The organism is Streptomyces sp. NPDC102283, from assembly GCF_044766265.1.
GTDB lineage: Bacteria > Actinomycetota > Actinomycetes > Streptomycetales > Streptomycetaceae > Streptomyces.
This window is the reverse complement of record NZ_JBIWLQ010000004.1, coordinates 360,004-383,469: the sequence shown is the minus strand read 5'-3', so window position 1 is coordinate 383,469 and position 23,466 is coordinate 360,004. Positions and strand designations below refer to the sequence as shown.

General features: G+C 71.9%; 24 protein-coding genes. 13 read left to right on the top strand and 11 right to left on the bottom strand.

Translation table 11 applies throughout. The features are described from left to right. Nucleotides 1-17: 17 nt before the first annotated feature. Nucleotides 18-650, top strand: a complete 633-nt coding sequence (locus tag ACIRJT_RS11020) for a TetR/AcrR family transcriptional regulator (protein ID WP_403907322.1) — start codon at nt 18-20, stop codon at nt 648-650. Between the two features lie 30 nt (nt 651-680). Here ACIRJT_RS11020 and ACIRJT_RS11015 read toward each other — a convergent pair whose 3' ends face one another. Then, nucleotides 681-1,142, bottom strand: a complete 462-nt coding sequence (locus ACIRJT_RS11015) for a MaoC family dehydratase (protein ID WP_403907320.1) — start codon at nt 1,140-1,142, stop codon at nt 681-683. Nucleotides 1,143-1,255: 113 nt separating this feature from the next. On the opposite strand from ACIRJT_RS11015, the gene soxR reads away from it, so the two are divergent. Continuing rightward, nucleotides 1,256-1,732 (top strand): redox-sensitive transcriptional activator SoxR, encoded by a 477-nt coding sequence (gene soxR, locus ACIRJT_RS11010; RefSeq protein ID WP_361868925.1) that lies wholly within the window; start codon nt 1,256-1,258, stop codon nt 1,730-1,732. A 24-nt stretch (nt 1,733-1,756) separates the two neighbouring features. Here soxR and ACIRJT_RS11005 read toward each other — a convergent pair whose 3' ends face one another. Beyond that, a complete protein-coding gene (locus ACIRJT_RS11005; RefSeq protein WP_403907317.1) occupies nt 1,757-2,371 on the bottom strand; it encodes a hypothetical protein in 615 nt (204 codons plus the stop codon). Nucleotides 2,372-2,605: 234 nt separating this feature from the next. On the opposite strand from ACIRJT_RS11005, the gene ACIRJT_RS11000 reads away from it, so the two are divergent. Beyond that, nucleotides 2,606-3,088, top strand: coding sequence for a GNAT family N-acetyltransferase (locus tag ACIRJT_RS11000; protein WP_403907314.1), 483 nt, complete (start codon nt 2,606-2,608; stop codon nt 3,086-3,088). A 14-nt stretch (nt 3,089-3,102) separates the two neighbouring features. Here ACIRJT_RS11000 and ACIRJT_RS10995 read toward each other — a convergent pair whose 3' ends face one another. After that, complete coding sequence (locus ACIRJT_RS10995) at nt 3,103-4,380, bottom strand: exo-beta-N-acetylmuramidase NamZ domain-containing protein (protein WP_403907311.1); 1,278 nt, start codon at nt 4,378-4,380, stop codon at nt 3,103-3,105. Nucleotides 4,381-4,580: 200 nt separating this feature from the next. On the opposite strand from ACIRJT_RS10995, the gene ACIRJT_RS10990 reads away from it, so the two are divergent. From ACIRJT_RS10990 to ACIRJT_RS10975, 4 genes are all read left to right on the top strand, one after another. Continuing rightward, the gene (locus tag ACIRJT_RS10990) at nt 4,581-5,351 is read left to right on the top strand and encodes an SDR family oxidoreductase (protein ID WP_403907308.1); all 771 of its coding nucleotides are present in this window, start codon (nt 4,581-4,583) and stop codon (nt 5,349-5,351) included. After that, complete coding sequence (locus ACIRJT_RS10985) at nt 5,348-7,045, top strand: AMP-binding protein (protein ID WP_403907305.1); 1,698 nt, start codon at nt 5,348-5,350, stop codon at nt 7,043-7,045. Before ACIRJT_RS10990 ends, ACIRJT_RS10985 begins: the two co-directional genes overlap by 4 nt. 49 nt (nt 7,046-7,094) lie before the next feature. Beyond that, nucleotides 7,095-7,688 carry a TetR/AcrR family transcriptional regulator gene (locus tag ACIRJT_RS10980; protein WP_103511748.1) on the top strand — a complete coding sequence of 198 codons (594 nt, stop codon included), beginning with the start codon at nt 7,095-7,097 and terminating at the stop codon, nt 7,686-7,688. Nucleotides 7,689-8,008: 320 nt separating this feature from the next. After that, nucleotides 8,009-9,343, top strand: a complete 1,335-nt coding sequence (locus tag ACIRJT_RS10975; RefSeq protein WP_403907302.1) for a M28 family metallopeptidase — start codon at nt 8,009-8,011, stop codon at nt 9,341-9,343. A gap of 71 nt (nt 9,344-9,414) precedes the next feature. On the opposite strand, the gene ACIRJT_RS10970 is transcribed toward ACIRJT_RS10975, so the two are convergent. Continuing rightward, a complete protein-coding gene (locus tag ACIRJT_RS10970; RefSeq protein ID WP_403907299.1) occupies nt 9,415-10,629 on the bottom strand; it encodes an acyl-CoA dehydrogenase family protein in 1,215 nt (404 codons plus the stop codon). Between the two features lie 5 nt (nt 10,630-10,634). Next, nucleotides 10,635-11,657 (bottom strand): phosphotransferase family protein, encoded by a 1,023-nt coding sequence (locus ACIRJT_RS10965; protein ID WP_403907297.1) that lies wholly within the window; start codon nt 11,655-11,657, stop codon nt 10,635-10,637. A gap of 155 nt (nt 11,658-11,812) precedes the next feature. Between ACIRJT_RS10965 and ACIRJT_RS10960 the strand changes: the two genes are divergently transcribed. Together ACIRJT_RS10960 and ACIRJT_RS10955 are read left to right on the top strand one after the other, a co-directional pair. Beyond that, nucleotides 11,813-13,102: an enolase C-terminal domain-like protein gene (locus tag ACIRJT_RS10960; protein ID WP_403907294.1), complete on the top strand. Its 1,290-nt coding sequence runs from the start codon at nt 11,813-11,815 to the stop codon at nt 13,100-13,102. A gap of 65 nt (nt 13,103-13,167) precedes the next feature. Continuing rightward, nucleotides 13,168-14,103, top strand: coding sequence for an NADP-dependent oxidoreductase (locus tag ACIRJT_RS10955; protein ID WP_403907292.1), 936 nt, complete (start codon nt 13,168-13,170; stop codon nt 14,101-14,103). Between the two features lie 26 nt (nt 14,104-14,129). Here the strand turns inward: ACIRJT_RS10955 and ACIRJT_RS10950 are convergent, their stop codons facing one another. From ACIRJT_RS10950 to ACIRJT_RS10940, 3 genes are all read right to left on the bottom strand, one after another. Further along, on the bottom strand, nt 14,130-14,444 hold the full coding sequence (locus ACIRJT_RS10950; protein ID WP_403907290.1) for a DUF202 domain-containing protein: 315 nt from the start codon (nt 14,442-14,444) through the stop codon (nt 14,130-14,132). Next, nucleotides 14,441-14,836 carry a YidH family protein gene (locus tag ACIRJT_RS10945; protein WP_403907288.1) on the bottom strand — a complete coding sequence of 132 codons (396 nt, stop codon included), beginning with the start codon at nt 14,834-14,836 and terminating at the stop codon, nt 14,441-14,443. Before ACIRJT_RS10945 ends, ACIRJT_RS10950 begins: the two co-directional genes overlap by 4 nt. A gap of 145 nt (nt 14,837-14,981) precedes the next feature. Then, nucleotides 14,982-15,497, bottom strand: a complete 516-nt coding sequence (locus ACIRJT_RS10940; protein WP_403907286.1) for an NUDIX domain-containing protein — start codon at nt 15,495-15,497, stop codon at nt 14,982-14,984. Between the two features lie 144 nt (nt 15,498-15,641). On the opposite strand from ACIRJT_RS10940, the gene ACIRJT_RS10935 reads away from it, so the two are divergent. Then, nucleotides 15,642-17,297, top strand: coding sequence for an FAD-binding dehydrogenase (locus tag ACIRJT_RS10935; protein WP_403907283.1), 1,656 nt, complete (start codon nt 15,642-15,644; stop codon nt 17,295-17,297). Nucleotides 17,298-17,364: 67 nt separating this feature from the next. Here ACIRJT_RS10935 and ACIRJT_RS10930 read toward each other — a convergent pair whose 3' ends face one another. Next, nucleotides 17,365-17,790, bottom strand: coding sequence for an ASCH domain-containing protein (locus ACIRJT_RS10930; protein ID WP_403907281.1), 426 nt, complete (start codon nt 17,788-17,790; stop codon nt 17,365-17,367). A gap of 203 nt (nt 17,791-17,993) precedes the next feature. Here ACIRJT_RS10930 and ACIRJT_RS10925 point away from each other — a divergent pair, with 203 nt between their 5' ends. Together ACIRJT_RS10925 and ACIRJT_RS10920 are read left to right on the top strand one after the other, a co-directional pair. Next, nucleotides 17,994-18,965, top strand: coding sequence for a hypothetical protein (locus ACIRJT_RS10925; RefSeq protein WP_403907279.1), 972 nt, complete (start codon nt 17,994-17,996; stop codon nt 18,963-18,965). 58 nt (nt 18,966-19,023) lie between these two features. Next, nucleotides 19,024-20,595, top strand: a complete 1,572-nt coding sequence (locus tag ACIRJT_RS10920) for an APC family permease (RefSeq protein WP_403907276.1) — start codon at nt 19,024-19,026, stop codon at nt 20,593-20,595. Nucleotides 20,596-20,675: 80 nt separating this feature from the next. Here ACIRJT_RS10920 and ACIRJT_RS10915 read toward each other — a convergent pair whose 3' ends face one another. After that, nucleotides 20,676-22,073, bottom strand: coding sequence for a GntP family permease (locus tag ACIRJT_RS10915; RefSeq protein ID WP_402016750.1), 1,398 nt, complete (start codon nt 22,071-22,073; stop codon nt 20,676-20,678). Between the two features lie 11 nt (nt 22,074-22,084). Continuing rightward, nucleotides 22,085-22,594: a gluconokinase gene (locus tag ACIRJT_RS10910; RefSeq protein WP_403907273.1), complete on the bottom strand. Its 510-nt coding sequence runs from the start codon at nt 22,592-22,594 to the stop codon at nt 22,085-22,087. 150 nt (nt 22,595-22,744) lie between these two features. Between ACIRJT_RS10910 and ACIRJT_RS10905 the strand changes: the two genes are divergently transcribed. After that, nucleotides 22,745-23,446 (top strand): FadR/GntR family transcriptional regulator, encoded by a 702-nt coding sequence (locus ACIRJT_RS10905; RefSeq protein ID WP_403907270.1) that lies wholly within the window; start codon nt 22,745-22,747, stop codon nt 23,444-23,446. Nucleotides 23,447-23,466 lie beyond the last annotated feature (20 nt).

Sequence of the window (23,466 nt, the reverse complement as noted above, 5' to 3'; positions counted from 1 at the left end):
GAGAGGGGCCCTGGGCGATGTGTGCGGCGGAGGAGACGAGCGACGAGGACACGCCGTGGGGCGAGGTCACTCCCGAGGCGGCCAGGCGGCTCCTCGTCGCAGCCGTGGACGCCTTCGCCGAGCGCGGGTACCACGCGACCACCACCCGTGACATCGCCGGCCGGGCCGGGATGAGCCCGGCCGCGCTCTACATCCACTACAAGACCAAGGAAGAGCTGCTTCACCGGATCAGCAAGATCGGCCACGAGCGGGCGCTGCACGTGCTCGACGCCGAGGCGGACCGGGACGGCACGGCCGCCGAACGGCTCGCCGGGGCCGTCCGCTCCTTCGTCCGCTGGCACGCGGAACGGCACACCACCGCCCGGGTCGTGCAGTACGAGCTCGACGCGCTGGGCGAGGAGCACCGCACCGAGATCGTCGCGCTGCGGCGCCGGAGTGACGCGGTGGTGCGCCGGATCATCGGCGAAGGGGTGCGGGACGGCGAGTTCGACGTCCCCGACGTCCCCGGCACCGCGCTCGCGGTGCTCTCCCTCTGCATCGACGTGGCCCGCTGGTTCAACGCCCGGGGCAGTCGCACCCCCGACGAGGTCGGCGAGCTGTACGCCGGCCTCGTCCTGCGGATGGTCGGCGCCCGGCAGGCGCAGAAGTAGCCCGGCGCTCCCCGCGGCGGCCCGGCGGGTTCAGAAGTAGTAGCGGGACACCGACTCGGCGACGCAGGCCGGCTTCTCGCTGCCCTCGCGCTCGACCGTGACGACCGCCGTGACCTGCACGCCTCCGCCCGTCTCCTCGACGTCGCGGAGCACCGCCGTCGCCCGCAGCCGCGAGCCGACCGGGACGGTCGAGGGGAAGCGGACCTTGTTGGTCCCGTAGTTGATGCCCATCTTCATGCCCTCGACCCGCATCACCTGAGGCACCAGCGCGGGCAGCAGCGAGAGCGTCAGATAGCCGTGCGCGATGGTCGTGCCGAACGGCCCGTCCTTCGCCCGCTCCGGGTCCACGTGGATCCACTGGTGGTCGCCGGTCGCCTCGGCGAACCGGTCGACCCTCTCCTGCTCGATCTCCAGCCAGTCGCTGTGTCCCAGCTGCTCGCCCACTCCGTCCCGCAGCTCCTGTGCGGACGTGAAGATCCTCGGCTCTGTCATGTTCCCGGTTCCTGCCTTCCGGCTCGGCGCACCATCAGGCGCGATGTCTAAGCGCTTGCTCAGCATCGTTGTGCGGCGCGTTCCTGTCAACGACATGGCAGTAGATTCGAGGGGTGCCCCAGATCCCACAGACACTCCACGAACTCTCGGTCGGCCAGCTCTCGGCGCGCAGCGGCGCGGCCGTCTCGGCCCTGCACTTCTACGAGTCCAAAGGCCTGATCAGCAGCAGCCGCACCAGCGGCAACCAGCGCCGCTACTCGCGGGACGCGCTGCGCCGGGTCGCCTTCGTGCGGGCGGCCCAGCGCGTCGGCATTCCCCTGGCCACGATCCGGGAGGCGCTTGCCGAACTGCCCGAGGAGCGCACGCCCAACCGCGAGGACTGGGCCCGCCTCTCCGAGGTCTGGCGCAAGGAACTGGACGAGCGCATCGGGCAGTTGCACCGGCTGCGCGACCATCTGGCCGACTGCATCGGATGCGGTTGTCTGTCGCTGGAGACCTGTGTGCTGTCCAACCCCGACGATGTCGTCGGGGAGCGGATCACCGGTTCCCGTCTGATGCCCGAGCGCCGGAAGCCGCCCCGGCGCGCGTAGTTCGCGGGGTGGCGGCGCGAGGCCTCACGCCGCCGCCGCGGCCGGCCTCCGGTGCCGTGGCAGCCTGGCCCTGGCCAGCGTGCGGTCGGTCAGGGCGGGCTGCGGCACCGCGATCCCGCAGCCCGTGCACACCGGCCCCGCCCACGGCTCCTCGCCCCGCTCCTGCCGCCACTCGATGCCGGTGCCCGCGCAGACCGGGCAGGCGGAGCCGGGGCCGGCTCCCAGAGCGGTGATCAGGCGGCGCAGGACCTCGGCGAGCGGCTCGGTGGGGTGGATGCCCGGGTCGGTGCAGCGGGCCACCCCGTGGCCGCCCCAGGTGCGGCGGTGCCAGTCGTCGAACGCGCCGGGCCGCCGCAGCCCCGCATGCTTCTCCCGCCGCCGCCGCTCGGCGAAACCCGCCTCGTACGCGAGCCAGACCGCCCGCGCCTCCTCCAGCTCGTCCAGCGCGCACAGCAGGCGCGCCGGATCGGGCGCCCGGTCCTCGGGGCCGATCCCGTGCCGGGCGCACAGATGGTCCCAGGTCGCCCGGTGCCCGTACGGGGCGAACCTCTCCAAACACTTGCGCAGCGAATACCGCCGCAGGGCCAGATCCCCCATCGGATCGCGGACCTGTCTCGCCAGACTCCGGAAACCGGCCATGACACCGCCACCTCCGTCGCTCGTCCATGGACGTCATGGAATGGACGTACGCCTGCCCGTTTCGGCTCCATCGAAAGATGAAATCCGTCCATTGGCCGAGACTCCCCATGTGGAGAGGGGTGCCGCGGGCGGAAGCGGAGCGGCGTGCGGACGGGTGGTGCGAGGGCGCGCGGTCCTCGCGCGGGTGGCGAAAACCGATGGCGGCACCACGGCCCCCTGCGGTTGGGTTCCCTCATGACGACAGCTCGCCCGTGCCTGGAAAAGGTCACCCCCGACAACGTGCTCGCCGCCTGTCGGCTGGAAGTCGCGCCCGAACAGCGCCGGTTCGTCGCCCCCGTCGCGCGGTCCCTGGCCGAGGCCTATGTGCATCCCGACCTGGCCTGGCCCCGGCTCATCCGCGACGGCGATCGCCTCGTCGGCTTCGTGATGGCCTACTTCGACCTGCCGTTCGACTTCGACGCCGAGGTGCCGGACGCCCCGCCCCGCTCCGGGCTCTGGCGGCTCGCCGTCGCCGCCGACGAGCAGGGCCGCGGCTACGGCCGGTTCGCCGTGGGGGCGGTGAACGAGGAGATCCGCCGACGGGGCGGGACGGTCTCGACCGTGACCTGGAAGCCCGGCGAGGGCGGCCCCGAGGAGTTCTACCTCCGCCTCGGCTACCGCAAGCGGGGCCTCACGGACGACGGCGAACACCTCGGCGACCTGGACCTCACGGCCTGATCGGACGCGGGGGCCTACCCTCCGTACCGCAGATACCTCCGCCGCTTCGCCCGGAACGCCGACAGGTCCCGCTGCCACGCGCGTACCACCGTGTCGGTGTCCGCGCCCGCGTCGATCATCGTGCGGACGCGGGTGTTCCCGGTGAGCTTGTCGATCCAGTTGTCCGGCCGCCAGGCGAAGCCGCTCCACGTCTGCTTCGCCGTCACCAGCAGGGCGATCCCGGTGCGGACCGGGTCGAAGACCTCCCGGTCCCGGACGTGCACCTGCACCCCGCCCACCGTCTTCCCCGCGAACTTGGAGAAGGTCGGCGCGAAGTACGCCTCGCGGAAGGCCACCCCCGGCAGCTCCAGGGCGTTCGCGGCGGCCGCCCAGCGGTGGTCGACGCCCTCCGCGCCCAGCAGCTCGAAGGGGCGCGTGGTGCCGCGGCCCTCGGAGAGGTTCGTGCCCTCGAAGAGGCAGGTGCCGGAGTAGACGAGAGCCGTCTCGGGTGTCGGCATGTTCGGGCTCTGCGGCACCCACGGCAGCCCGGTCTCGTCGAAGAAGTCCGAGCGTCGCCACCCCGACATCGTCACCACGTCCAGCCGCGCCGGGTTCCCGTGCAGGAACTCCGCGTTGAAGAACAGCGCCAGCTCCGCCACCGTCATCCCGTGCGCCTGGGCGATCTCCCGGCGGCCGACGAACGTGCCGAACGCCGGGTCCAGCACCGGGCCCAGCGCCGCCCGCCCGGTCACCGGGTTCGGCCGGTCCAGCACGACGAGGCGCTTGCCCGCGAGCGCCGCCGCCTCCATGCAGTCGTACAGCGTCCAGATGTACGTGTAGAAGCGCGCGCCCGCGTCCTGGATGTCGAAGAGGACCGTGTCCACGCCCGAGGCCGTGAAGACGTCCGCGAGCGGCTGCCCGCTCTTGAGGTACGTGTCGTAGACGGGCAGCCCGGTCGCCGGGTCGTCGTAGCGCCCCTCGGAGCCGCCCGCCTGCGCGGTGCCCCGGAATCCGTGCTCGGGCCCGAAGACGGCGGTCAGGTCCACCCGTGCGTCCGGGTGCATCACGTCGACGATGTGCCGGACGTCGGCCGTGACGCCGGTCGGGTTGGTGACGATCCCGACCTTCTGGCCCCGCAGCAGCCGGTAGCCGTCGGCCGCCAGCCGGTCGAAGCCGGTGAGCACCCGGCCGCGCCCGTGAACGGGGCCGCTTCCGGGGGCGGCCGACGCCGCGGCGGGACCGGTGCCCGCCGTCGCCGCGAGCGCTCCCGCAGCGCCTCCCGCGGCCAGCACACCACGTCGGGACAGGCTCATTCCGCTACCTCCATGATCGCGCCGACTGTCATGGCCACGCACGCTAGCGCGGGCCGGGGCCGCACGGAACGACCTGGACCGCGCCGATTCCCCCAGCCGGTCCCGGAGATCCGTACGGGCCCGCCCGACCCGCTCCCGACCCTTCCCGGATCACATACCGACCGGTTAGTCTGCCGTTGCAGCCGGACAGGAAGGGCGGGATGACGATGGGTACGGTGCAGGACGCCGGCGTAGTGGTCACAGGGGCCGGAGGCGGCATCGGCGCCGCTCTGGCCCGCAGGTTCGCCGCAGGGGGCGCTCGGGTCGTCGTCAACGACCTCGACCTCGCCCGGATCGAACCGCTCGCGAAGGAGATCGGCGGCTTCGCCGTCGCCGGGGACGCCTCGGGCATCGTGGACGAGGCCCGGGAGGCGCTGGACGGCACGGTGGACGTCTACTGCGCCAACGCGGGCCTGGCCTCGCCCGGCGACGTGTTCGCCGACGAGGAGGTCTGGTCCGCCGCCTGGGACGTCAACGTGATGGCCCACGTCCGCGCGGCCAAGGCCCTCCTGCCCGACTGGCTGGAGCGCGGCAGCGGCCGTTTCGTCACCACCGCCTCCGCCGCCGGGCTGCTGACGATGATCGGCGCGGCCCCGTACAGCGTCACCAAGCACGGGGCGGTCGCCTTCGCCGAGTGGCTCTCGCTCACCTACCGCCACCGCGGGATCAAGGTCCACGCGATCTGCCCGCAGGGCGTGCGCACCGACATGCTCACCGCCGCCGGTTCGGCCGGCGAGCTGGTCCTCGCCCCCGGGGCCGTCGAGCCGGAAGCCGTCGCCGACGCGCTGTTCGATGCGATGGACGCCGACCGCTTCCTGGTCCTGCCGCACCCCGAGGTCGGTCGCTACTACCAGGCCCGCGCCGCCGATCCCGACCGGTGGATGCGCGGTATGAACCGACTCCAGCAGAAGTGGGAGGCGAGCGAGGCATGAGTGCCCCGACCCCGGCCACCCCGGCCCCCGGCGGCTCGATCTACGCGGCCCAGCCGTGGCTCGCGCTGCTCAGCGACGCCCAGCGCGCCCCCGTCGCCCCGCCCGCGACCGTGCTGCACGCCTTCCGAGCCGCGGTCGGGCGCGCACCCGGGCACCCGGCCCTGGCCTACTTCGACGGCCGCCTGAGCTACCGCGAGGCCGACGGGCTGTCCGACTCGGTGGCAGGGCACCTCGCCGCCCGGGGCCTGCGCCGGGGCGACCGGGTCGCGATCATGCTCCAGAACAGCCCCCACTTCGTCCTCGCGCTGCTCGGTGCCTGGAAGGCGGGCGCGACCGTCGTCCCGCTCAACCCTATGTACAAGTCCGGCGAGGTCGGCCACGTCCTCGCGGACGCCGGGGTCACCGCGCTGATCTGCTCGGACCGGGCGTGGGAGGCGTATCTGCGGGACACCGCGGCGGCGGCCCCGGACCTCACCGTCGCGCTCACCGCCTGCGAGCTGGACCTCCAGACCGTGAACGACCCCCGCGTCCTCGGCTTCGAACGGCTCCCGGCGCCCGGCCCGGACGACCTCGCCGACGACCTGCTCACCGCGGCCCGCGCCGGGAACCCGGCCCCGGAAGGCCGGGAGCTCACCGCCGCCGACACGGCACTGATCAGCTACACCTCCGGGACCAGCGGCACCCCCAAGGGCGCGTTGAACACCCACGGCAACATCATGGTCAACGCCGAACGCCAGCGCGCGGGCCACCCGATCCCCGAGGGCTCCGCCTACTTCGCGCTCGCTCCGCTCTTCCACATCACCGGCATGGTCTGCCAGTTCGCCGCCTGCGTCACCAACGCGGGCACCCTCGTCCTGGCCTACCGCTTCGAGGCGGGCGTCGTCCTGGAGGCCTTCGCCGTCCACCGCCCCGCCTACACCGTCGGCCCGTCCACCGCCTTCATGGCGCTGGCCGCGCATCCGGACGCCACCCCGGACCACTTCGCCTCGTTCCGGGTGATCTCCTCCGGCGGCGCGCCCCTGCCGCCCGCGCTCGTGGAGAAGTTCCGCGCGGGCTTCGGCCCGTACATCCGCAACGGCTACGGACTCACCGAGTGCACCGCCCCCTGCGCCTCGGTCCCGCCCGAGCACGAGGCCCCGGTGGACCCGGTCTCGGGCACCCTCTCCGTCGGCGTGCCGGGCCCCGACACCTTCGTACGGATCCTCGACGAGACGGGCAGGGAGGTTCCCTTCGGGGAGCAGGGCGAGATCGCGGTGCGCGGGCCGCAGGTCGTCTCCGGCTACTGGAACCTCCCCGAGGCCACGGCCGCCGCCTTCCCGGACGGCGAGCTTCGCACCGGCGACATCGGCTTCATGGACGCGGCGGGCTGGCTGTACGTCGTCGACCGCAAGAAGGACATGATCAACGCCGCCGGGTTCAAGGTGTGGCCGCGCGAGGTGGAGGACGTCCTCCACACCCACCCGGCGGTGCGCGAGGCGGCCGTCGTGGGCGTGCCCGACGCGTACCGGGGGGAGACGGTCCGGGCGTACGTCAGCCTGCGTCCGGGGGCCGTCGTGGAGCCGGGCGAGCTGAGCGCGTACTGCGAGGAACGGCTCGCCGCGTACAAGTATCCGCGCGAGGTGGAGATCCTGGCCGAGCTGCCGAAGACGGCGAGTGGGAAGATCCTCAGGCGGGAACTGCGTTCCCCCCGTTAGAACAGCGTCGAAACAGCGCACGCGTGGTACGAAAGGAAGGTGGCGGCTCATGGCCAAGGCGACGGATCAGAACGGCACTCCCGTCCCTCAGAGGCTGCTGGCCGCCGCCACCCGGCTCTTCGCCGAGCGCGGGTACGACCGCACCTCGGTCCAGGAGATCGTCGAGGCGGCGGGCGTCACCAAGGGGGCGCTCTACCACTACTTCGGCTCCAAGGAGGACCTGCTCCAGGAGGTCTACGCCCGGGTGCTGCGGCTCCAGCAGGAGCGGCTGGACGCCTTCGCGGACGCCGAGGCGCCCGTCGAGCAGCGGCTGCGCGACGCGGCGGCCGACGTGGTCGTCACGACCATCGACAACCTGGACGACGCGGCGATCTTCTTCCGCTCCATGCACCACCTGAGCCCCGAGAAGAACAAGCAGGTGCGCGTCGAGCGCCGCCGCTACCACGAGCGCTTCCGGGCCCTGATCGAGGAGGGCCAGCGCGGCGGCGTGTTCTCCTCGGCCACCCCCGCCGACCTGGTCGTCGACTACCACTTCGGCTCGGTCCACCACCTCTCCACCTGGTACCGCCCGGACGGCCCGCTCAGCCGCCAGGAGGTCGCCGACCACCTCGCGGACCTGCTGCTGCGGGCCCTGCGGCCGTAAGCGCGGTACGGGGTCGCCGGCCCACGGGTCGCGCTACCCACTGGCCCGCTCCGCCGGTCGGGGTGAGTCTGGATGTATGACGTATGTCCTGCCTCCCGATGGGGCGCCGGGGTTCACGGGCGCAGCACTGTCCGTTAATAGAACGGTCCTGTCCGGTTTCCGCTCTTGACGGAGCACGGTCACTTCCTTGAGCATCGGTCACGCATTGCGCACCTCCGGGCCGCTTGTCCGGCCCACGCTCCAGGACCCGGCCGGATCACCACGCGGCCGGGGACCCCCCGCACGTTCCGTCAGTCCCCAACGGAATCCGGAGCCCGTGAATGAAGCCGAATCGTTTCACCCTGCGCAGATCCCCGGCGGCCGCCCTGGCCGTCGCCCTCGCCGCCGTCCTCGGCGCCGGAGCCCCGGCAGCCCAGGCCGCCGGAGCGCCGTCGCCGACAGCCGCCGTCGCCGCCCCCGACATTCCCCTGGCAGGCGTCAAGGCCCACCTCACGCAGCTCTCGACGATCGCCGCGAACAACGGCGGCAACCGCGCCCACGGCCGCCCCGGCTACAAGGCGTCCGTCGACTACGTGAAGGCCAAGCTCGACGCCGCCGGATACACCACCACGCTCCAGCAGTTCACCTCCAACGGGGCCACCGGCTACAACCTGATAGCCGACTGGCCCGGCGGCGACCCGAACAAGGTCCTGATGGCCGGGGCCCACCTCGACTCCGTCTCCTCCGGTGCCGGGATCAACGACAACGGATCCGGCTCGGCCGGCGTCCTGGAGACCGCCCTCGCCGTCTCCCGCGCCCAGTACCAGCCCGACAAGCACCTGCGGTTCGCCTGGTGGGGCGCCGAGGAGCTGGGCCTGATCGGCTCGAAGTACTACGTCAACAACCTGCCGTCCACCGAGCGTTCCAAGCTCTCCGGCTATCTCAACTTCGACATGATCGGCTCGCCCAACGCCGGCTACTTCGTCTACGACGACGACCCGGTCATCGAGAAGACCTTCAAGGACTACTTCGCGGGCCTGAACGTCCCCACCGAGATCGAGACCGAGGGCGACGGCCGCTCCGACCACGCCCCGTTCAAGAACGTCGGCGTCCCCGTCGGCGGACTCTTCACCGGTGCCGGCTACACCAAGTCCGCCGCCCAGGCGCAGAAATGGGGCGGGACCGCGGGGCAGGCCTTCGACCGCTGCTACCACTCGTCCTGCGACACCACGAGCAACATCAACGACACCGCCCTGGACCGCAACAGCGACGCCGCGGCCCACGCCATCTGGACCCTGTCCTCCGCCGCCGGCGAACCGCCCACCGGCGAGGGTGTGTTCAGCAACATCGCCGACGTCGCCATCCCGGACGGGGGAGCGGCCGTGACCTCGCCGGTCTCGGTCACCGGACGGACCGGCAACGCCCCGGCCGCCCTCCAGGTCGGCGTCGACATCAAGCACACCTGGCGCGGCGACCTGGTCGTCGACCTGGTGGCCCCGGACGGCACCGCGTACCGGCTGAAGAACTCCAGCAGCGGCGACTCGGCCGACAACGTCATCACGACGTACACGGTCAACGCCTCCGCCGAGGTGGCCAACGGCTCCTGGAAGCTCCGCGTCCAGGACGTCGCCCGTCAGGACACCGGCTACATCGACAGCTGGAAGCTCACCTTCTGAGTCCCGCCGTACGCCTACGGCCGCGGCCCCCTCCCGACGAGCACCTCGGGAGGGGGCCGCACCGCTGTCCCTCACACGTACCGCTTGATCTCCCGCCGGGCCAGCGACCGCTGGTGCACCTCGTCCGGCCCGTCCGCCAGCCGCAGCGTCCGCGCCGAGGCCCACAGCTCCGCCAGCGGGAAGTCCTGGCTCACCCCGCCCGCGCCGTACAGCTGCACCGCCGAGTCGAGGATGTCCACCACCGCGCGCGGGGTGGCGATCTTGATGGCCTGGATCTCGGTGTGCGCGCCCCTGTTGCCCACGGTGTCCATCAGCCAGGCCGTCTTCAGCACCAGCAGCCGCACCTGCTCCACCGTGACCCGGGCGTCCGCGATCCAGTTCTGCACGACGCCCTGCTGGGCGAGCGGCTTGCCGAACGCCGTACGTGCCACCGCCCGCCGGCACATCAGCTCGATGGCCCGCTCCGCCATCCCGATCAGCCGCATGCAGTGGTGGATCCGCCCCGGGCCCAACCGCGCCTGCGCGATGGCGAAGCCGCCGCCCTCCTCACCGATCAGATTCGCCGCGGGCACCCGCACATCGTGGAAGACCACTTCTGCGTGACCGCCGTGCGAGTGGTCCTCGTACCCGTACACGCGCATCGCGCGCCGCACTTCGAGGCCCGGGGCGTCGCGCGGCACCAGGATCATCGACTGCTGGCGGCGGATGTCCGCGCCGTCCGGGTCGGTCTTGCCCATCACGATGAAGACCGCGCAGTCCGGGTTCATCGCCCCGGAGATGTACCACTTGCGCCCGTTGACGACGTAGTCCCCGCCGTCCCGGGTGATCCGCGTCTCGATGTTCGTCGCGTCCGAGGACGCCACGTCCGGCTCCGTCATCGCGAACGCGGAGCGGATCTCCCCGGCGAGCAGCGGCTCCAGCCACTGCTTCTTCTGCTCGTCGGTGGCGAACTGGAAGAGCACCTCCATGTTCCCGGTGTCCGGGGCCGCGCAGTTCAGCGCGGTCGGCGCGAGGTGCGGGGAGCGTCCGGTGATCTCCGCGAGCGGGGCGTACTGGAGGTTGGTCAGCCCGGCCCCGTACTCGGCGTCGGGCAGGAAGAGGTTCCACAGTCCCTGCCGCCGCGCCTCGGCCTTCAGCTCGCCCACCACCGCCGGGGTGTCCCACGGGGAGGCGAGCCGCGCCCGCTGCTCCTCGGCGACCTCCTCGGCCGGATACACGTGCTCGTCCATGAACGCGAGCAGCCTGCTCCGCAGCTCCTCGGTACGGGCGTCGAATGCGAAGTCCATGGGGTTCAGCCTTCCTGGAGGGTGGTGAGGCCGTGCTCGATGAAGACGGGGACCAGATCGCCGATCCGGTCGAAGCCCGCGCCGACGGTCTGGCCGAGGGTGTAGCGGTAGTGGATGCCCTCCAGGATCACGGCGAGCTTGAACCACGCGAACGCGGTGTACCAGGAGATGGCGGAGGTGTCCCGGCCCGAGCGGGCCGCGTAGCGCTCGATCAGCTCGGCGGGGGACGGATGCCCGGCCGCGCCGCTGGTGGTGGAGACGGGAGACTCCGGCAGGTCGAGGTCGGAGCTGTACATCACCAGCAGCCCGAGGTCGGTCAGCGGATCGCCGAGCGTCGACATCTCCCAGTCGAGGACGGCCTTGATCCGGTCGTCGGAGCCGAGCAGCACGTTGTCCAGGCGGTAGTCGCCGTGGACGACGGTGGGCGCGGGGGAGGAGGGCAGCCCCCGGCCGAGGGAGGTGTGCAGCTCGTCGATGCCCGCCAGATCGCGGTTGCGGGAGGCGTCCAGCTGCTTGCCCCAGCGCCGCAACTGCCGGTCCAGGAAGCCGTCCGGCCGCCCGAAGTCCCCGAGCCCCACCGCCCCCGGGTCCACGCCGTGCAGGTCGACCAGGGTGTCGACGAGCCCGAGGACCGCCGCCCGGGTGCGCTCGGGGCCCAGCGGGGCGAGTTGCTCGGCGGTGCGGTACGGGGTGCCCTCGACGTACTCCATCACGTAGAACGGGGCGCCGATCACGCTGTCGTCCTCGCAGAGCAGCAGCGGCTCCGGCACCGGGACGGCGGTGGGGTACAGGCCGCTGATCACGCGGTGTTCGCGCGCCATGTCGTGCGCGGTGGCCAGCACATGGCCGAGCGGGGGCCTGCGCACCACCCACTGCCCGGTCCCGTCGCCGACGACGTACGTCAGGTTCGAGCGACCGCCCTCGATCAGCCGCGCTTCGAGGGGCCCGCTCACCAGCCCCGGCCGCTCGCGGTCGAGATGGCCGCGCAGCAGCTCCGGGTCGAGACCTGGTGGGGGGACTGGGCTCATGGTGCGTACCTCCGGGCGGCGGAACGAGGCGACTGGACGATCGGGAACCATGATGCCGACCAGTCGGTATGTCGTCCAGTGCCCTCCCGTGATCCGGGTGCGCGGAAGTCGGCCCGACTCTGGCGGAGAATCGCGTCCCTGAATACAGTTCATGTATGAATACAGATGGTCTGGTGATCGAAGACGTCCGGCTCACCCCGATCCTCGTGTCCGATCCACCTCTGCTGAACACCCAGGGCGTCCACCAGCCGTACACCCCGCGCCTGATCGTGGAGGTCGTCACCCGGGGCGGAACGACCGGCGTGGGGGAGACCTACGGAGACGGCGGCTACCTGGGGCCAGCGCGTTCCCTCGCGGAGGCGCTTCCCGGCCGGTCGGTCACAGATCTGAACGGACTGTTCGCCCTGGCCGACGAGGTGTGCGGCGCATCGCGCGGCGCCGACGACCGGGTCGACGCCGGGGGACTGCGCGGAGTCAGGAACGCGGCGAAGATCCGGCTCTCGGTCGTCTCCGCCTTCGAGGTCGCCTGCCTGGACGCGCTCGGCAAGGCCCGGGGCCTGCCCGTGCACGCGCTGCTCGGCGGCAAGGTCCGCGACACCGTCGAGTACAGCGCCTACCTCTTCTACCGCTGGGCCGCCCACCCCGGCCCCGGCGAGAGTGACGACTGGGGCGCCGCGCTCGATCCGGCCGGCGTCGTCGCCCAGGCCCGGCGCTTCGCCGACACCTACGGCTTCGGCTCCTTCAAGCTCAAGGGCGGCGTCTTCGAGCCCGACCGGGAGATCGCCGCGATCCACGCCCTGGCCGAGGCGTTCCCGGGCCGTCCGCTGCGCCTGGACCCGAACGGCGCCTGGTCCGTCCCCACCTCGCTGTACGTCGCCGAGCGGCTGAAGGGCGTCCTCGAATACCTGGAGGACCCCACCAGCGGCACGGACGGCATGGCCGCGGTCTCGGCCGGAACCGACGTCCCGCTCGCCACCAACATGTGCGTCACCACCCTCGCCGAGGTCCCCGAGGCCTTCGCCCGCGACGCCGTCCAGATCGTCCTGAGCGACCACCACTACTGGGGCGGACTGCACCGCACCCGGGAACTGGCGGGCATCTGCCGCACGTTCGGCGTCGGACTCTCCATGCACTCCAACACCCACCTCGGCATCAGCCTCGCCGCGATGACCCACGTCGCCGCCACGGTGCCGGACCTCGCACACGCCTGCGACAGCCACTACCCCTGGCAGACGGAGGACGTCATCACCGAGCGCCACACCTTCACCGGCGGCCGGCTCACCGTCTCCGACGCCCCCGGCCTCGGCGTCGAACTGGACCGCGAGCGCCTGTCCGCCCTGCACCGGCGCTGGCTGGCGGACGAGACCCACCGCGAGCGCGACGACGCGGCGGCGATGCGCGCAGCCGACCCGGAGTGGACGACGCCGTCGGTACCGCGCTGGTGAGGGCGGCGGGCCCCGGCCGTACCCCCTGAGTTGCGTCGGCCCCGACCTGCGCGGAAGGTCGAGGGATGAAGGCGATCAGCTACAGCGCGTACGGCTCCGCCGACGTCATGGAGTACGGCGAGCGGCCCGACCCCAAGGTCGGCCCCGACACGGTCCTGGTGAAGATCCGGGCCGCCGCCGTCAACCCGGTCGACTGGAAGGCCCGCGAGGGCTACCTCCAGGGTGGCCTCGAAGCCGTGTTCCCGGTGATCCCCGGCTGGGACGTCTCCGGGGTCGTCGTGCAACCGGGCGTCGCGGTCGACGAGTTCGCGGTCGGCGACGAGGTCATCGGCTACGTACGCGAGGACTTCCTCTCGCGCGGTACGTTCGCCGAGTACGTGGCCGCCCCCGTGCGCACCCTCGCCCGCAAGCCCCTGAGCCTGAGCTTCGAGGAGGCCGCGGGCCTGCCGCTGGCCGGGCTGACCGCCTACCAGGTGCTGCACCGCACCCTGAAGATCCGCGACGGCGACACCGTCCTGGTCCACGCGGCGGCCGGCGGCGTCGGATCGCTCGCCGTCCAGATCGCCCGGCACACCGGCTGCCGGGTGATCGGCACCGCGAGCCCCCGCAACCACGAGCACCTCCGCAGCCTCGGCGCGGAGCCCGTGGAGTACGGCGAGGGCCTCGTCGACCGGCTGCGCGCACTGGTCCCGGACGGCTTCGACGCCTCCTTCGACACGGTGGGCGGCGACGCGCTGCGCGCATCCGCCGACACCCTCGCCCCGGACGGCCGGCTCGCCTCCATCGCGGACGGCGAGGTCTTCTCCTACGGCGGCCGCTACGCCTTCGTGCGCCCCGACGCCGACGACCTGGCCCAGGTCGCGGAGCTGGCCGAACGGGGCATCCTCACCGTCCATGTGGACCGGGTGTTCCCGCTGGCGCAGGCCGCCGACGCGTACCGGCTCAACGAGGAGGGGCGGACCCGCGGCAAGATCGTGGTGACGGTGGACTGGGACGCCTGAGGACCTCCGCGGGAGTGGGCGCGCGCTCAGAACAGCATCGCCGCCGCGAACACCGCCAGCGCCACCGTGCACAGCGTCGCCGCCAGTGCCCCGCGCGGGGCGAGCGGCTCCGGCCGCGCTGCCTCCATCCGCAGCATCCGGCGGTGGGCCACCACGAGGAATCCCAGCCAGGCCAGCGCGCTCAGCGCCACCGCGATCAGCGCGGCCGGCGTCGCCCCGCCGTGCAGCGCCTGCCGCACCGCGAGCAGCGCGACGACCGTGGCGGACAGTGTCGTGCGCCGCCAGGCCAGCCGCGTCCGCTCGGGCTGCAGCCCGGGATCCCGGTCCGCCGTCGCCGTCACACGCCCTCCCAGCCGAAGAGGACCACCACCACCATCGCCACGGCGACGACGGCGACCACCAGACTCAGCAGCGTCGGGAACCGGGACACCGGCAGGTCCTCGCCCCGCCGCATCGCCCGCTCGCACCGCACCCAGTGGTTGACCGCCCGCAACGCGCAGAGCACCCCGGCGGCCAGCAGCCCGAGCGCGAGCCCGGCCCGCACGCCCCACACCAGCTCCGGCAGGAACTGATCGACGGCGAAACCTCCGCCGATCAGGGCCAGAGCCGTCCGGATCCAGGCGAGGAACGTTCGCTCGTTGGCCAGCGAGAACCGGTAGTCGGGGGTGTCCCCCTCGTCCCGGATCCGCTGCGGCGCGAACCACAGCCGTACGCTCTGCACGATCTTGTCCACACCTGGAACCCTAGAGGCTGCTCACCGATCGGGCCCGGTCGGCCCTCGTCGGCCTCGGTCGGCCTCGGCCGGTCCCGCTCTGTCCTGCTCCGTCTTTCTCGGATCCGTTCGGGGCGTGCGGATCCGTTCGGGCGTCCGAGCCCGGTCAGGCAGCCCGGAGCTCCCGCAGCCGCCGGTACGCCTCCACCCCGTCGGGCACCCAGGGCCACTCGTCGAGCCGCCGCTCCAGCTCCGCGTCGTCCAGGAACGTGTGCCAGGCGACCTCCTCCACCTGCGGGGCCACCGGCAGCTCGCACCGCACCCGGTAGACGGCGGACCACCAGGTGTACCCGGTGTCCGCGTCGGCGTAGAGGAACCGGAACAGCGGCTCGGGCCGCGGCAGCCCCGAGACTCCCAGCTCCTCCTCCGCCTCGCGCAGTGCCGCCTCGTCGTACGACTCGCCCGCTCCCACCACCCCGCCGACGAACATGGCGTAGTGCGAGGGGAAGACCAGCTTCGTGGGCGTACGCCGATGGACGAAGACCCGCCCGTCGGCGTCGCGCGCCTCGATGAAGACACAGCGGTGCCGCAGCCTCCGTGCGGTCGCCTCACCGCGCGGAGCCTGCCCGATGACCTCGTCGTTCTCGTCGACGATGTCCAGGATCTCGTCAGAGGGCGTCATGCGTTTCATCCAACAGCACCCGGACGGTTGACGTGGACCCGGCGGGTATCCAAGATCTGACGCACGAGTAACTTGAACGTTTCGCCGACCGGGTGGACCGACCTTCCCCGCCCGCCCCCGAGCCACCCCGACAGGATGGAACCCATGGCGTACGACGCTGATGTGATCGTGATCGGGGCGGGACTCGCCGGGCTCGTGGCCACCGCGGAGCTGGTCGACGCCGGCCGTTCCGTGATCCTCCTCGACCAGGAGCCCGAGCAGTCCATCGGCGGCCAGGCGCACTGGTCCTTCGGCGGCCTCTTCCTCGTGGACTCGCCCGAACAGCGCCGGCTGCGGATCAAGGACAGCCGGGAGCTGGCCCTCCAGGACTGGTACGGCACGGCGGGCTTCGACCGGGAGACCGAGGACCGCTGGCCGCGGAAGTGGGCCGAGGCGTACGTCGACTTCGCCGCCGGCGAGAAGCGCTCCTGGCTGCACCAGCAGGGGCTGCGCATCTTCCCGGTCGTCGGCTGGGCGGAACGCGGCGGCTACGACGCGATGGGCCACGGCAACTCCGTACCCCGCTTCCACATCACCTGGGGCACCGGTCCCGGCGTCGTCGCCCCCTTCGAGCGCCGGGTCCGCGCGGGCGTCGCCAAGGGGCTCGTCCAGCTGAGGTTCCGCCACCGGGTCACCGGCCTCGCCCGTACCGCGGGGGCGCTCGACACGGTAACCGGCGAGATCCTGGAGCCCAGCGCGGCCGGGCGCGGCACCGCGAGCGGCCGGGAGGTCACGGGCGCCTTCGAGCTGAGGGCCCAGGCGGTGATCGTCACCTCCGGCGGCATCGGCGGCAACCACGACCTGGTCCGCTCCCAGTGGCCCGAGCGCCTGGGCACACCCCCCGAGAAGATGCTCTCCGGGGTGCCCGCGCACGTGGACGGGCTGATGCTCGGCATCGCCGAGAAGGCGGGCGCGCACCACATCAACCGCGACCGGATGTGGCACTACACCGAGGGCATCGAGAACTGGAACCCGATCTGGGCCAGGCACGGCATCAGGATCCTGCCCGGTCCCTCGTCCCTCTGGCTGGACGCGCGCGGCAAGCGGCTGCCCGTCCCGCTCTTCCCCGGCTTCGACACGCTCGGCACCCTCGAACACATCATGGGATCCGGCCACGGCTACACCTGGTTCGTGCTCAACCGGCGCATCATCGGCAAGGAGTTCGCGCTCTCCGGCTCCGAGCAGAACCCCGACCTGACCGGCAAGTCGGTCCGCGACGTGATCGGCCGGGCCCGTGCGGACGTGCCCGCACCGGTCAAGGCGTTCATGGACCACGGCGTCGACTTCGTCGTCGAGAAGGACCTCGGCGCGCTGGTCCGGGGCATGAACGCGGTCACCGGCGACGACCTCATCGACGAGGAGAGCCTGCGCCGCGAGATCACCGCCCGTGACCGCGAGATCGCCAACCCCTTCACCAAGGACCTCCAGGTCACCGCGGTCCACGGGGCCCGCGCCTACCTCGGCGACCGCCTCATCCGCACCGCGAAGCCGCACCGCGTCCTGGACCCGGCGGCGGGCCCGCTGATCGCCGTCCGCCTCAACATCCTCACCCGCAAGTCCCTGGGCGGCCTGGAGACGGACCTGTCCTCCCGCGTCCTGACCGCAGCGGGCACCCCGCTGCCCGGCCTGTACGCGGCGGGCGAGGCGGCGGGCTTCGGCGGCGGCGGAGTCCACGGCTACCGATCCCTGGAGGGCACGTTCCTGGGCGGCTGCATCTTCTCCGGCAGGGCGGCGGGGAGGGCGGCGGCGCAGGCCCTGTAGGCGGGCCCGCCCGTGTCTCGATCCCGTCCGGCGATCGAGGAGTGGGGTCCGGGGCGGAGCCCCGACGTCATCCCAACCGCTCGACCACCAGGAACCGCTCCGCGACGATCAGCGTCCCGTCGTCCACCGTGAACCCCGGATTTCCCAGCGCCTCCCGCATCTCCTCGCTGTGCCAGAACCGCTCGTGCCCCGCCCGCCATTCGGCCACCGACCGATATCCCTCACCCTCGTCGAGCGCATGCTGGAGATCCACCTCCCCGAGAGGCAGCACCCGTACGTCGGTCAGCTCCAGCACCGCCACCTCCCGCCCCTCCGAGTCGATCAGCGCGGACCGTTCGCCCACGGGGGGAAGCTCCTCCCGCTCCTGTTCGTACTCGGCCAACAGCCCTGAGGTGGACACCTTTTCGCCGGAGAGGACCGCCGCCACCAACCGGTCGCGCAACGGCCCGGGAAAGGCGAGAAGGAAGGGGCTGAGAGGTTCGCGAGGTTCCATCTCCTCAGTGTGTCAGGCGCCACTCCGCGCCCACCGACCCCGCCGCACGCTGTGGGAACACCGCACCCGACGGGCTGAGTTCCAGCCAAGTAGCCGAAAAGTGAACAGAGTTGACACAAAGCGCCCCTTGACGTGGAGCATGGCCTGCCGCTTTGCTGTGCGCGATCATCCGCTCGCACACCGCATCGAAAGAAGCCCGCGGCATGCCCCCGCCTCCGCCGCCCCTGGGCCGCTCCCGTCGTCGGGGCGGCCGCTCGGACCACGTCTTCGACCCGGCCCTCGACGACGATGAACTCATCGCCGCACGCGGCCGGTTCGTCCAGGGCAGATGGTCCGAGGCCCGCACCCTGCTGGTGGGCACCGGACGGGACTGGGACCGCCGCGCACACCGCTTCCTGGCCCTCGCCGAGACCTCCTCCGCCGTGGACTGGGCCGGTGACTGGCTGCTCGTCGAACCCGAGAGCGCCGACGCCGCCACCCTTCTCGGCTGCGCCCGGGTCGCCCGCGCGCTGCGGCCCAAGGCCAAGGCGAACGACGCCGCCCGTGCCCGCGAGGCCTGCCTGGCCGCCGCCCGCCTCATCCCCGACGACCCCACCCCCTGGCTCGCACTGCTCCTCCTGGACCGGGGCCGCGACGACGGGGCGGACGAGACCGGCAGGCTCTTCGAGGAGGTGCGCTCCCGTCATCCCGACCACCATCACGCCCACCACGTGATGGCCGCCCTGCTGGCCGAGAGCAACCCCGCCAGCGGCCACGACCCTCTCCACGAGGTGTACGACTTCGCCGCCTGGGCCGCCGAACTGGCCCCCGCGGACTCCCCGTTGGCCGTTCTCCCGGTCATCGCCCACGCCGAGCGCTACCGCGTCCTGGTCGCCGCCGGCATCGAGTCCGAGGACCCGGCGGCCTCCGGGCACTGGTCCGGACGCCGGGCCCGCCAAGTGATGAAGGCCGCCTTCGACTGGTGGCTGGAGTGGGAGCGCGAGGACCACCCGCGCCACCGCCTCGACCTGAACTTCCTGGCGCACGCCAAGGTCTGCGAGGGACGGCCCGCCGAGGCCGCCGCCCTCTTCCACCGCATCGGCCCGTACGCCACCGCCGCGCCCTGGTCGTACTCGGGCCGGGAGCCGCACGCCGCGTTCGTCGCCGCGCGCGCCTACGCGCTCGGCACCCCGTGAAGCACCCCGTGAAGCACGAAAGGCACCACCCCACCACGAAGAAGGGACCCATCCCGCCATGTCGAGGGGCAGTTCATCCATCAGCGAGGCCGGCACCACGTCAGGGAGGGCCGATACCGGCGGGATCAACACCTACAAGGGCGAGGAACGCGCCCTGCGGGCGAACCGGCTCGGCACCCCCGGCCTCCTGCTGTCGGTCGTCGCGGCCAGCGCCCCCCTGATGGTGGTCGCCGGAGTGATGCCCACGGTCTTCGGCGTGATGGGCATCGTAGGCCAGCCGCTGCTCTACATCATCCTGGGTGTCGTCCTGATGCTGTTCAGCGTCGGCTACGCGGAGATGAGCCGGCACGTCCACAACGCCGGCGCCTTCTACGCGTACATCGCCCGGGGGCTCGGCCCGACCGCCGGCGCCGGCGCCTCGCTCGTGGCGCTGGTGGCGTACAGCGCGATGCAGGTCGGCATCTACGGAATCCTCGGCTTCGAGGTCTCCGGCATCTTCGCCACGTATCTCGACGTCGAGCTGGCGTGGTGGATCCCGGCCCTGGTCGCGGCGGCCGTCGTCGGCGTCCTCGGCTGGCTGAAGATCGACCTCAACGCCAAGGTGCTCGGCGTCCTGCTGGTCATCGAGTGCGCTCTCGTCGTGATCTTCGACATCGCCGCCGTGAGCAAGCCCGGCCCGGAGGGCCTGTCGCTGCACGCCTTCAACCCCGAGACTCTCACCGGCGCCGGGCTCGGCACCGCGCTCTGCTTCTGCATCGCCGCGTTCGTCGGCTTCGAGCAGGCCCCGGTGTACGCGGAGGAGACCAGCCGCCCGCAGATCGTGGTGTCCCGGGTGATGTTCCTCGCGGTGGGCTACGCCGCGCTGTTCCTGGCGATCAGCTCCTGGGCCCTCACCGTCGCCGCCGGACCCGGATCCATCGCCGACACCTCCCTCAAGGAGGGCCCCGGCATGCTGTTCGGCCTCACCGAGGCGCGGCTCGGCTCCACCTTCACCGACGTCCTGCACATCCTCTTCGTCACCGGGATGTTCGCCGCGCTCCTCAGCTTCCACAACGTCGTCGCCCGCTACGCGTTCGCGATGGGCCGCGAGGGCCTGCTGCCCGCCCGCTTCGGCCGCACCAACCGGGCGAGCGGCGCCCCCGGCACCGGCTCCCTGCTCCAGACCGCCGTCTCCGTGGTGATCATCCTGGCGTTCGCGTTCACCGACGACAACCCGGTCGGTGACCCCACCGCGCCCGTCCTGCGGCTGTTCACCTGGATGGGCAACGTCGGCGCGCTCGGCGTCATCCTGCTGATGGCCGCGGCCTCCTTCGCCGTCATCGCCTTCTTCGTCAAGCGTGGAGCCGGCCGCGCGCAGGCCCCGCGCCTGGTCGCCTCCGGGCTCGCCGGCCTCGCGCTCCTGTCGATCGCCGTCTTCACCGTCCGCGACTTCGACGTCCTCGTCGGCTCCGGCTCCGGCTCGGCCCTCAACTGGCTGCTGCCGGGCGTGATCATCCTCGCGCTCGTCGGAGGCCTCGTGTACGGGGCGGTGCTCCGCTCGGTCAAGCCCGAGGTGCACGCCCGCATCGGCCTCGGCAACGAGGCGTTCCAGCTGGAGAAGGCGGCCGAGAGCGAGTCGGCCCGCAGCTGACACCTCCGTACGCACATGTCTGCGCCCGACCCCTGGCGGTCCGGGGTCGGGCGCAGACGTGTGTACGAGGACGGGGCCCGCTACAGCAGCAGCGACAGCAGCAGGATGAAGGCCATGGCCACCACGGAGATGATCGTCTCCATCACCGACCAGGTCTTCACGGTCTGGCCGACGTCCATGCCGAAGTACTCCTTCACCAGCCAGAATCCGGCGTCGTTGACATGGCTGAAGAAGAGCGAACCGGCGCCGACGGCCAGCACCAGCAGGGCCGCGTGCGAGGTCGACATATCGGCGGCCAGCGGGGCGACCAGACCGGCGGCCGAGATGGTGGCGACGGTGGCCGAGCCGGTGGCCAGGCGGATCGCGACGGCGATCAGCCAGCCGAGCAGCAGGGCCGGGATCGACCAGTTCTCGGAGAACTCCAGGATCATCTGGCCCACCCCGGCGTCGATCAGCGTCTGCTTGAAGCCGCCGCCCGCGCCGACGATCAGCAGGATTCCGGCGATCGGGGCGAGGGACTTCTCCACGGTGCCGGCGAGCCGGTCCTTGGTGAACCCGGCGGCCCGGCCCAGCGTGAACATCCCGACGAGGACGGCCGCGAGCAGGGCGATCAGCGGCGAGCCGATGACCGCGGTGACCTTCTGGAGACCGTTCTCGGGGTTGTCGACCACGATCTCGACGAGCGCGTTCAGCAGCATCAGGACGACCGGCAGCAGGATGGTCGCCAGGGTCGCGCCGAAGCTCGGACGGCGGTCCAGGTCCTCGGAGGGGCGCTGCGGGATCATGTTCTCCGGCGGCTTGATGTCCACCCAGCGCGCGGCGTAGCGGGAGAACACCGGACCGGCGATGATCACCGTCGGGATGGCGACCAGCACGCCGAGCGCCAGCGTCACGCCGAGGTTGGCGTCCAGGGCGTCGATCGCGACCAGCGGGCCGGGGTGCGGCGGGATCAGTCCGTGCATGACGGAGAGTCCGGCCAGCGCGGGGATGCCGATCCGCATCAGCGAGTAGTTGCCGCGCTTGGCGACGAGCAGGACGACCGGGATCATCAGCACGATCCCGACCTCGAAGAACAGCGGCAGACCGATGATCGAGGCGATCAGCACCATCGCCCAGGGCATGACCCGGCCGCTGGCCTTCGCGAGGATGGTGTCGACGACCTGGTCGGCCCCGCCCGAGTCGGCGAGCAGCTTGCCGAGGATCGCGCCGAGCGCGATCAGGACGCCCACGCCCGCGACGGTGGAGCCGAGGCCCGCGGTGAAGCTGAGGATCGTGTCGGCCGGGGCGGCTCCCGCGAAGGAGCCGAGCGCCAGCGAACCGATGGTCAGCGCCAGGAACGCGTGCATCTTGAGCTTGGTGATGAGGAGAACGATGACGGCGATGCCCGCCAGGACGGCGATGCCCAACTGAGCGTTGCCTGCCGAGGTGATCGGTTCGGCGGCTTCCGCTGCCAGCATCTCGACGCTGAGACTGGTCACGGTGATGGTCCTTAACTATCGAGCCGGCGCAGCGCGGCGACGGCTCGGCGGGTGATTTCCTCGGGAGTGCCGGACACGTCGACGCTCACCCCGGCCTCGTCGGCCTGGAGCGGCTGCAGCGTCGCGAACTGCGAGTCGAGCAGCGCGGTGGGCATGAAGTGGCCCTTGCGGTCCGCCATCCGCTCCTCGATCAGCGCCCGGTCACCGGTCAGATGCAGGAAGACGGCGTCGGGCGCCCCGTCCCGCAGCCGGTCCCGGTAGACGCGCTTGAGCGCGGAGCTGGAGACGACCCCGCCGGCCCCGGCCCGCCCGTGCGCCCACGCGCCGATGGCGTCCAGCCAGGGCCACCGGTCGTCGTCGTCCAGGGGGGTGCCGGCCGACATCTTGGCGATGTTCGCCGGCGGATGGAAGTCGTCGCCCTCGGCGTACGGAACGCCGAGTTCGGCGGCGAGCAGGGGACCGATCGTGGTCTTGCCGGTTCCTGCTACGCCCATCACCACGACGACGTGGGCGGTGCTCATGGGGGGTGCCGTGTTCATGGAGGTGTCTCGCTGTCTTCTTCGACATCGGTCCGTCGCGCTACTGAAACCTATTAGGTACGACTTATTCAAGAGTCTGTGACGTAAACGTCGTACTTATTGTTCCCGGGGGTCTCCCCGTAGGCTTGACCCATGACCACACAGAGCCAGGGGCTGCATACACATGTGCTGGACACCCTGGGTCTGGAGATCTCCTCCGGCCAGTGCCCGCCCGGCAGCGTCCTACGCACCGACGAGCTGGCCCAGCGCTTCGACGTCTCCCGTACGGTTGTCCGCGAAGTGGTCCGGGTCCTGGAATCGATGCACCTGGTCGAATCCCGCCGCCGCGTCGGTGTGACGGTCCGCCCCACCGAGACCTGGAACGTCTACGACCCCCAGGTCATCCGCTGGCGCCTGGCCGGCGCCGACCGCCCCCGCCAGCTGCGCTCCCTCACCGTGCTGCGCTCCGCGATCGAACCGGTCGCGGCGGGCCTCGCCGCCCGCCACGCCACCGCCGAGCAGTGCGCCGAGCTCACCGAACGCGCCCTCGGCATGGTCGCCACCTCGCGCGGCCAGCAACTGGAGGGCTACCTCGAACACGACATCGCCTTCCACCGGATCGTCCTCAACGCCTCCGGCAACGAGATGTTCGCCCGGCTCGGGGACGTCGTCGCCGAGGTGCTCGCGGGCCGTACCCACCACCAGGTGATGTTCGAGGACCCCGACCCGGCCGCCGTCACCCTGCACGTCCGGCTCGCCGAGGCGGTCCGCGAGGGCGACCCGCAGGCCGCCGAACGGATCACCAAGGAGATCGCGGTCGGCGCCCTGCACGAACTGGACGTCCTCGCTCCGTAGGAGGTCTCCCAAGGCGTACC